Source organism: Streptomyces chiangmaiensis (assembly GCF_036281785.1).
GTDB classification, from domain to species: Bacteria; Actinomycetota; Actinomycetes; order Streptomycetales; family Streptomycetaceae; genus Streptomyces; species Streptomyces chiangmaiensis.
This window is the reverse complement of record NZ_JAYWVC010000264.1, coordinates 1-9,530: the sequence shown is the minus strand read 5'-3', so window position 1 is coordinate 9,530 and position 9,530 is coordinate 1. Positions and strand designations below refer to the sequence as shown.

The following is a 9,530-nucleotide window of genomic DNA, read 5'->3' as shown; positions in this document are numbered from 1 at the left end:
GAGCATCGGACCGCCCAGGCCGCAAGCGGCGCCCCAGGGCGTGACGGAACCCGCCCCCGCATCCTCGGACCACGGACACGATCCGCTGGGACCAGACGCGGCGCGAACGCGGGGGACCAGGACGCGCAACACCGTTCGGAGCGCCCGACTGAGCCTGTGCAACTCATGCTCAGTCCTTAGGAACGGTGACAGCTGGACGTCGTGCGAGCCCTACGTTATCGACGCTAACGCTAAGATCACCAAGATCACCTACTTCCAGGGCTCCTACAACGATCCCCTGGTGTGGTCCGCCTCCCGGTGACCACAGCTCGCCGAGGACCCGAGCAGGCAGCGGGGGTGAGGTCGCCGTACGGCCGATCCACCAGGACGGCAGGTAGGCCGCCAGGGCCGCGGCGTCCGCGCCGCTGTGGGCTTGGCCCGCACCTAACTGCGAATCGTCTTCCCGGCCTGCTGCGTCGTTTCCCCCACCTGTGCCGTCCGTCGAGCGGTGCTCCGACTCCGGCGACGCGGCCGGTTCCCGATCCGCCGGTCCTCCGCTGTCGGGATGCGGCGCGAATGTGAAGAATCATCAGACCTCGTGCTCACATTCCTGTCTTTCGCGGCAATTCGGGCCTAGTGAACTCTCCTGTTGTGAGGTGAGTCACCTACCCATTGCTGAGACCGGGCACTTCGACTTAACGTCCCCGCAATCTGTTCGATCGGATCGCGTCACCTGCCGGTTCCCGGTCGGCGGCGGCCCGCGAGCGCGGGCTCGGAGCGGAGTCCTCTCCGCGCGGCAGAGCGCGTTTCCCTGCCTGGATCCGGCAGCGGTGCGGCGTAAGGAGTCGTCCCTTGTCTCTTTTCGGATGCTGCAGCACGGGAGTGACACTTCCAGGCCGGGCCGGATTGCCGGGTTCCCTCAGGAGCCTGCTCTCCGTCCGCATGCTCACCGGAGCCGTGTTCGGCGCAGCCGTGGAGGTGGCCGCGATCATCACGGCGCTGGCCCTGTACCCGTCCGGCATGGGCGAGGAACGGCACACGGCCGAGGCCGGATCCCGCCCGGAGGTGCCGTCGGACGGAACTGTGCCCTTTCCGGCCGTCTCCGCCGGCAGCCCGGTTCTGCTGGTCCACGGGCTGTTCAGCAATCGGGCGATCTTCCCTGTCCTGAGGCGCGGCCTACGGCAAGCGGGCTTTTCCCGGGTGACCGCGCTGAACTACAGCTGGCTGAGCAATGACATCCGCAGCGCCGCGCGGTTGCTGGCGGACGAGGTGGAGCGGATGTGCGAGGTCAGCGGACACGAGCGCGTCCACGTGATCGGCCACAGCCTCGGAGGCGTGATAGCCCGCTATTACGTGCAGCGCATGGGCGGCGACGCCCGCGTGCACACGCTGGTCACCCTGGGAGCGCCGCACCACGGGACGCTGGCTGCGATGGTGCCGCTGCCACATCAGGCGATCCGGCAGCTCCGTCCGGGCAGCGACGTGCTCGTCGAGCTTGCCGGGCCTGCTCCCGGTTGCGGAACCCGCTTCGTGGCGTTCCACAGCGACCTCGACGAGTTGGTCGTCCCCACCGCCAACGCCAGGCTTGTCCACCCCGACCTTCAGGTCAGCAACGTCCCCGTGCGGGCCATCGGCCACGTCTCGTTGCCCCTGCACCGCAGGGTCGTCCGCGAGGTCTGCCGCGTGCTCCTCGGTGCGCGCGTCGCCGAGCCCCTGGCTGCAGCCTGAGGAAAGGGGTCAGGTCCGTCCGGGCGTGCGTCAGGACATGTCTCTGTAGTCAGTCGCGTCAGGTCGAGCTCGGCCAGTTCGCGCCGCGAGCCGACACCCAAGCCCGTTTCTGGTTCACCCCCCGCCCGACTCACCGGCGAGCAGGTGCTCCGCATCACGGTCTGGCCATGCGGGACGTGGCGGGTGCCGATTATTACGTCCGGGCTGGTCAGGCCGTATGTGCGTACTCGTGGAGGAGGTCGCCGAGTCGGTTACGTCGGTGGATGTCGAGGCGGTCGAGTCGGCCCGGTTCGGTGATCGGCTGGGGGAGCGGCCGCAGGGGGGGCTGCGCTGTTCTGCGTGCGGTGAGGCCGATGTTGATTGTGGAAGGACTCGAACTTGCTGAGGGCGTGGAGCAGGTGGGCCTGGCTCCAGATCAAGGTGCGGTCGAGGAGTGCGTATCGGCAGGTCTGCACCCAGCGTTCCATGATCGAGTTCATGCGGGGCACGCGGATGCCGGTGGTGACGATCTCGATGCCTTCGGCCGCGAAGACGGTGTCGAACGCGCGGGTGAACTTGCTGTCGCGGTCCCTGATCAGGTGTGTGATGGCGCCGGCGTCCTGGGGGTCCCTGACGAGGTTCCTCGCGGCTTGGGTGACCCGGTCGGCGGTGGGGTGGGCGGTCGCGCCGAGAATGCGGATGCGGCCGGTAGGCGTGCTCGATGACGGCGAAGACATGAAGGGGTCGCGCTGTTCAGGGTAGTGACGGTGAAGAAGTCGCAGGCCGGAATCGCGGGGCCTGGCCGCGCAGGAACGCGGCCCAGGTGTGACGGTCGCGTTCGGGCGTCGGCTCGATCCCGTGCGCTTGCAGGATCTCCCGGACCGTGGAGGGTGCCACCGTGATGCCGAGTACGGCGAGGTCGCCGTGGATGCGCCGATACCCCCAGGAGTGCCTTGTGCAGGGAAGTGTTCATGAAGTCGTCGCTGACGTGCGTGTAGATGGCCAGGGAGCTGTCGCACTCGTGGCCGACCTGCTGCTGGATGAACCGCCGATCCACCCCGTCCTCGGTCAGGTGCGTGACGTACGAGTGGCTTGTGTCCGCAGAGGCCGTGTGCGCATGACCTCGTGTGGCGATTGAGCAGGCCGGATCGTGAGGCCGCTTCGGGCGACGCAGACGGTCGAGTGTGTTGCATTCCGCGGCAATTATTGTGATGCGGATCACTCGCCGCTGTGCCCGTAGGGTCGCGTTGTCAGCGAGTGGTGCGATCGTGCCTTCGTGAGCGAACTGGTTGAGCATGTCGATGAGTACGACCGTGTGTTGGGTGTCGTCGAGCGAGGCGAGGCGGAGCGTGAAGGCTGGCCTCATCGCATCGCAACGACGATCTGCCGTGATCGAACAGGACGGATCTTGGTGCTGCGGCGGTCCGAGACTCATCCCCGGTTCCCGGGCTACTACGACGTGATGGTCGGCGGCGCCGTGAACGTGGGCGAGTCGTATGAGGAAGCAGCGGCCCGGGAACTGTCCGAGGAGCTGGGCGTTCGTGTGCCGGTGCACTTCCTGTTCAAGTTCCTTTGCCGGAAAGGGATTAGCCCCATCTGGCTCGGGGTGCATGAGGCCGTCCTGTCGGAGGCGCTGATCCCGGACTCGGGTGAGATCGGCTGGCAGGACTGGATGCCAGTGGCCGAGCTGCGCGAAGTCGTTGATGAATGGCGCTTCGTTCCGGGAGGGCGGGAAGCTCTGCGCCAATACCTGGAGTCCGGATTCGGAAACGGTGCGAGGGAGCCGGCAGCCGAGTGATCGGCGATTCGGCTCGCCTCGGTTCAGGGCGGGCATCAACTGCAGGATCCGATGACGGTGGTTCGCGGGGTTGGAAGGCGCCTGATCCCGGAATTCCCGGCGGCCGTTTCACGGAGCCGGGCAATTTCCTCATGCTGTGCGGCGAGCTGGGCAAGGGCCTGTGTGCGGAAGTCCGAGAGCTCGTCGTTCCTCTGCTCTGACTGGTCCAGCCTTTCCTTGAGTCTGCTGTTCTCTGCCTTGAGCCGGATGATCTGCGCCTCGCGGCGGTCGGGGATCTCGCCGGCGTCCTGCAGTGCCTGCACCCGTCGTTCGAACTCGAGGCGGAGGTGACTGTAGGGGCGGGTGCCGTAGAACGCGGTGCGGTCGACGCCGGCCTCGCGGGCGAGGGTCTTGACGTCGCACTTGCCGCCGGGCGGGATCTCGCCGCGCAGGAGGCGGTCCATGGCAGCCCGGATGCGGTTCTCGTTATCGGCCCGCTGGGCTGCGGAGATTCTCATGAGGACTCCTCGTGCATGGTGGCGCTGGCGGCGTCGATCTCGGCGACGACCCGGAGGGCTCGGTCGTGATCAGCCTGGAGACGGGTGCGTTCGGTTTTGCGCGGAGTGCCGAGCTGGCCGAGGAAGATCTTGGTGCGTTCGGCGTGTTCGGCCCAGACGGGGCGGTGGCAGGGGTGGTGGGTGGCCTGCGGGCAGCGGGCGGAGTCACACATCCCGACCAGCGGACGATCCGCCGTCGGGGTGCCGGCGAGCTTGAGGCAGAGTGCCCGGGAGGGGTCGGTGAACCAGCAGTAGTTCGCCGGTCCGAGGTGGAGGACCTTGGCACGTTTGGTCAGTAGGTTGAGCACGTCGCGGTCATTGCGCTGAATCTTGGGCGCCGATGCTGCTGCGGGGTCGAGTTTCTCGTCGATGCCAGCGAAGAACTCGGTGAGGCTGCGGGCTCCCGGCCCGGCGGGCAGAATGCCCTGCTGGTAGTTCCGGAACTCCTCCAGGACCAGCTGGAGATTGCGCTCGCTCTCGTGCTTGTTGACCTCGGACAACAGCTCGGCCTGGGCCCCGCCGGGGCGCGAGGCATAACCTTCCGTTGTGGCCACGGCGATGTGCTTTAGGTGGATCTTGGAGGCCAGGAGACCGCCCGGCCGGTAGGCCATCTCAAGAGACAAAGTCCGCCGCAGCATCCGCAGGTTGACCGGCCCGTCGGGAATGGGGGCGAGCCCGAGCCGCTGTCCGGCGTCGGAGTTGACCCAGTTCTTGAACCACTGGTAGCGGACGTTGAAGGCGAAACGGCCAAGTAGCAGGGCTCCGTCTGCGGGGTCTTCGTGCAGTTGCTCCAGGAGGCCGATTGCTCGGTGGACCGGTTCGATGACGACCCATTCGTCGTCGGTGCCGCCCAGCGGTTGGCCTTTGACGACCTTGCTCGCGATGCGGTAGCGAACCAGGCCCGGAACGGGCTCCTGGGGCGGGCGGCGGCAGCCGATCCGCAGTTCCATCAGCTCACTCGCGCGCATCCCGGAGATCGCGGCCGTGGCGATGATCGCGGCGGTGCGGACGATCCCGACCAAGGCGACGGCCTCGAGTCGGTGCAGTGACAGAGTCCATTGCAGCGAGTTTTGCCCATCCGCTGTGGGAATGGGGGACGCGTCTTGTCCGAAGGGTTTGTCGACTCCGACCTGGGCAAGGGCGTCCTCGAGCGGCCCGCGGAGGGTGGACATCCACGGGGTGGCGAACTGGCTGAGGCCGGCCTGCCGGGCAAGGGTGCCCGTCGCGACGTGCAGAAGAGGATCGTGCGGGTCCCAGCCGTCAGCGAGTCGTAAGGTGACGTACCAGTCTTCGAGCATGGGCAGGGGTGTGCACGTATCCGTGTACTCACCGAGCACGCGCCCGATCTCATGGGCCGGGACCCTGCTCTTCGCGCCCACTTTCCGCAGGCCCCTGAGCCGTCGTGCCGAGTATTGGTCTGCCTCCCGGATCTCGTGCGCCAGTTGGACGGCGTGCGGGCCGAGCGTGTCGACGAGGTAGAGAGCGGCCGCGAGCATGGGCTGCAGGACAGCGTCTTCGACGGGCTGGGTCTTGTTCTCCGTGCGACCGGAGGGCATCTCGGCGATCGCTGAGGCGGTGGCACCGCCCCAGGGCCGAAGGGTCGCCGCGACCCGGTCCGCGGTGAACAGGTCGCGGTAGTTGACCAGGTCGACGACGGCCTGAGCGGCGGCGCGTCGCGTGCCGGGGCTGTGTTCGCCGACGATGGCGCCGTGTTCGTCGAGCACGTAGCGGCGGTGGGCCAGGTATGCCTCGCAAAGGCGTGTATCGAGCGCCTCCAGGCTGGCGATGGATCGCTTGTCGAGCCACTGGAAGAGGCGGGTAAGTTCGTCGAGACGGCCCACGCAGCTGCGCAGGTGGAGTGCTGTGCGGTGAGCCCGGGGCAGCGGGGCGACGGCCGGGTGCCTTGGGGCGAGCATCGCCAGGAGCAGTTCCTTGGCGACCAGGCGCCAGCGCAGATCACGGATGCCGGTGAAGTCGAGATGCCGGTGGCAGATCGGCAGCTGAACCGGCAGACCGACGACCCCGTTGAAGTCCCAGACCTCGTCCTCGAACAACGGGCGGTGACAGCCGTCGGGAAGAGGCAGCCCGGCCTCGCGGCAGACATCTGCGCCGGTGAAGACGGCGGAAGGACCGTCGAAGGGGATCGGGAGGGCGGTGGTCACGCGGTCATCTCCTCGGGCCGCAGCGGCAGTTCCTCGTCCACGTCGTCGACCTGGCCGGTTGCCGATGCGAGGACACTCGGCTCGAAGCGGTCCAAAACCTGCTGGATGCGGGCGGCATAGGCGCCGAAGACGGCCATGAAGTGGGCGGCCGGCATCTGCTGCCACTGCCGGGAGAAGAACGCCCTGAGGCGCAGCAGGTTGACCGCGTGCCGGGGAGCGAACACCGCCAGAGGACACAGCAGGCAGACCCAAGGACGAGCCGGACAGGGCTTGCCCTTCGGACCGTGCAGTCCGGACAGCTGGTCCCCGCAGGCAGCGGTGAACACATCACACTGCCCGCCGATGAGTGCGGCGATCGCCGCATCGTCCAAATCCAGGGCCGCCACCAGCTGCGGATAGCCCTCGGCCAGCGCGGCCGCCTCCTCCTCAGTGATCACCGTGGGCGGGTGGGCCCGCCGGAGCATGTCGTGCTGGGCGTCCTCGACGACCGCCTCGACGGCCTGCTGCTGGACTGGGGTCGTGGCCGTCAGATAGCGGTCGCCCTCGACCTCGGGGGTGTGGTTCGGATCGATCGTCGCCCGTCCCCGCCCCGCCCACGTGCTCTTGTCCCGCATCGCGTGATGCGTGGTGCGGATCCGTGCGCGGTGGATCTTCATCGGCTGACCGTCCTGGGTGAACACCTCGTGCCGCACCACCCACCGCTGGATGGCCGCCCGGGCGCCGGACCCCGTGACCACGGTGAACTGCCCGGGCCGACTGAGCGACAACCACAAACGCCGTCGCTCCTGAGGGCCGGACATGCTCCGCAGCAGGACCGAATGGGACAGCCACTGCTCCAGCAGCCGCACCGCCCGACGCGGGAGGTTCACGCTCTCTGCCGCGGTGCGGCCCTTGATGTAGGAGAGCAGGACGGTGGAGTCACCGGCCCAGTCGACGTCGCCGGTGACCAGGTCGTCGATGCCGTCGGGCACGATGCCGGAGTAGATCCCGAACAACAGCCGGTAGGCAATCAGCGCGTTGTGCGTGGGGAACAACTCCGCGTTGGCCTGTAGGAAGCCGCCCCGCTGGAACAGGGCGCCCTCCGTGATACCGAGTTCCGCGGCGAAGCGCGGAGTCGACACCGGCCCCAGGCGGGCCAGCAGCCAGCGCAGATTCGCGACCGTCCAGCCGCCGGTCTGCGGGTGCTGTCCGCTGGGGAGTTCAGCCAGGGCTCTTCGGTGGGCGGCGTACGACTCGTCGACCAGAGTGCGGCAGACCTCGGTCAGCCTCTGCCAGTCCGCCTCTGGATAGGGCGCCAGGGAGCGGCGGTTGGGCTGGATGTTGAAGTGCCGTCCCGCCGCGAGCTCCAGCACCCCCTCGCCGAGCCCCCCGCCGCTGCGGGCGAAGCCCTCCACCAGGCCCCGGGTCAGTGCCTCCTGCTTGCCGGTGCAGCCCATCCAGTACTCGGCCAGCAGACCGCGCCGCAGCTGGGCGGCATCACCGGTGAAACCGCGCTCGGCGAGGGTGCGGGCCATGCTCTTCAGGGCCAGGACGTAGAAGGTGACGGTGCCCGCGCTGTCCGCGGTGCCGTGAGGATGGATCAGGTCGACCAGACCGGCGGCCAGGTCCCGGACCAGGCCGGGGTTCGGCAGGTCGCTAAGGGAGTACTCCGCGCGGCTGCCATTGCTGAACACGCAGGTGATGCCGAGCGGTTCGTCGATGAGCATGGTCGGCATCAGAGGTCTCCGTCCTGAATGTCGTCGGTGAACTCGGCGTCGGCCTCGTGGTCGGCCGCCGCCTCGTCGATCAGGCCGGCTGCGGCTCCGGCGCCTTCGTATGCCTCCCGGTAGATGCGAGTGGTGTCCAGGCGACGGAGGTACTTCTCCGTCGTCAGAACCGTGGAGTGGCCGAGCAAATCGCGCAGCACGAGCAGCGGGTCGGCCTTGGTGAGGTAGAAGACCAACGCGGCGTCCGCGTCGGTGTCCCGCACGAGTTTCGCGGCTTGCCGGTAGTGCCCGGTGACCAGGTATTCGAGGGTCCTCATCGAGAAGCTGTGGCGGAGCCGATGGGGCCAGACGTGCGGGAACCGGGGCTCGAACCGGGCCCTGATCCGCTCGGATGTGCGCTCGAAGACGGTGGCCCAGGCAGTGAACGGGCCTCCCCCGTTCTTCACCGCCAGCAGACACGAACCCCCGCTCGGGGCGACCAGACGGCGGCGCTCGGCCGGAGTCAGAGAGACCCACGGCCGCCGGATCCCATTGAGCAGCCCGCCCCTGGCGTCGGGTTCGGTCACCATCAGCGGCTCGCCCCACCGTCGCGGCGGCCGCCACCGGGTGCCCTCGGCGGTGGCGGCCCGGTCCAGTTCCAGGTAATCGTGAACACCGGCGAGGGCCTCGTAGGAGATCCACGTGGTGCGGAACTTCTTGCCCTTGGTGATGGCGGCCGGCACCGGGAACGGGATCGGGACCGCAGTGGGCTCCGGCGGCAGGGCGGGGATCTCCCAGGGCAGCAAGTAGGTGAACTCCTGCAGTCGCAGCCCTGTGGCCAGCGCGAGATCTCCGATGGCCCCGTTGCGGGTCAGCTCCCGCCCGTGGAAGCCGGTGTCATCCGATCCGTCCGGGGCCAGCCCTCGCAGTCCCTTGCGGAAGAGCTCGGTGAAGTCCGGCTCCAGATACTTGATCGTCACGTGCGGCTTCGGCGTGCGGCGGACCGCCAGGTTCACCCTCACCTCCCGGCCGGTCCCGGCGAACAGGGCCCGTGCGGCTCGGTAGGTGAACGGCTCGGCCGTCGCGTACCCCTCGTCGATCGCCCACCGGTAGAACAGCGACAGGATGCTCATGTGCTGGCCCCACGTCGTCGCCGCGAACCGGACCTTCAACGGGCCCGCGGCCCGGTGCTCGGCGTACCGGCTCAGCCCCGCCTTCAACCGCTCCCGCGAGTCGAACAGCTCCACCCCATGCTCGGCCAGGAACTCCATCCACTCCTTCACCGCCCGGGCGTAGTTCTCCCACGAACTCGACGATGGCGCACCACTGGCCGGGAGCTCACGTAACCACCGGTTCACGACCGCCGTCGCACGCGGCGCGGCCGGACCGTCCTCGAAGCACAGGTCGTCGTCGACGAGCACGGGCATCCCCTCGGGGATCAACGGCCGATGCTCGACGTCCCAGGACTCCCAGCCCCGGGACGAGAAGAAGCTCAGGATCATGAGCGCCGACAGTAGAAACACCACACGACTCAGCGCAAAACCCAAACCCCCAGGCCACCAACCCAGTTGAAGCCAATCGCCACACAGAAACTAAGCAGAGACAAAATGCCGCAGCGAGTGCGGGGTGAGCTCTGTGGACAGCCCGAGGGCGTCCCGGTATG

7 protein-coding genes are annotated in these 9,530 nt (G+C 68.1%); 2 read left to right on the top strand and 5 right to left on the bottom strand.

The features are described 5' to 3' along the window. Positions 1 to 831: 831 nt before the first annotated feature. Entirely contained in the window at positions 832 to 1,707 is an 876-nt protein-coding gene (locus tag VXC91_RS39080; protein WP_329512110.1) for an esterase/lipase family protein, read from the top strand. Between the two features lie 251 nt (positions 1,708 to 1,958). On the opposite strand, the gene VXC91_RS39075 is transcribed toward VXC91_RS39080, so the two are convergent. After that, the gene (locus tag VXC91_RS39075) at positions 1,959 to 2,423 is read right to left on the bottom strand and encodes an integrase core domain-containing protein (protein ID WP_329512109.1); all 465 of its coding nucleotides are present in this window, start codon (positions 2,421 to 2,423) and stop codon (positions 1,959 to 1,961) included. Between the two features lie 539 nt (positions 2,424 to 2,962). Between VXC91_RS39075 and VXC91_RS39065 the strand changes: the two genes are divergently transcribed. Then, complete coding sequence (locus VXC91_RS39065; protein WP_329512108.1) at positions 2,963 to 3,484, top strand: NUDIX hydrolase; 522 nt, start codon at positions 2,963 to 2,965, stop codon at positions 3,482 to 3,484. 35 nt (positions 3,485 to 3,519) lie between these two features. On the opposite strand, the gene VXC91_RS39060 is transcribed toward VXC91_RS39065, so the two are convergent. From VXC91_RS39060 to VXC91_RS39045, 4 genes are read right to left on the bottom strand one after another with little or no spacing between them, the layout of a single operon-like run. Then, positions 3,520 to 3,981, bottom strand: coding sequence for a hypothetical protein (locus VXC91_RS39060; protein ID WP_329512107.1), 462 nt, complete (start codon positions 3,979 to 3,981; stop codon positions 3,520 to 3,522). Beyond that, positions 3,978 to 6,182, bottom strand: coding sequence for a site-specific integrase (locus VXC91_RS39055; RefSeq protein WP_329512106.1), 2,205 nt, complete (start codon positions 6,180 to 6,182; stop codon positions 3,978 to 3,980). The genes VXC91_RS39060 and VXC91_RS39055 overlap by 4 nt, the downstream gene beginning before the upstream one ends. Beyond that, positions 6,179 to 7,897 carry a hypothetical protein gene (locus VXC91_RS39050; protein ID WP_329512105.1) on the bottom strand — a complete coding sequence of 573 codons (1,719 nt, stop codon included), beginning with the start codon at positions 7,895 to 7,897 and terminating at the stop codon, positions 6,179 to 6,181. The genes VXC91_RS39055 and VXC91_RS39050 overlap by 4 nt, the downstream gene beginning before the upstream one ends. Beyond that, the gene (locus VXC91_RS39045; protein ID WP_329512104.1) at positions 7,897 to 9,369 is read right to left on the bottom strand and encodes a site-specific integrase; all 1,473 of its coding nucleotides are present in this window, start codon (positions 9,367 to 9,369) and stop codon (positions 7,897 to 7,899) included. The genes VXC91_RS39050 and VXC91_RS39045 overlap by 1 nt, the downstream gene beginning before the upstream one ends. Positions 9,370 to 9,530 lie beyond the last annotated feature (161 nt).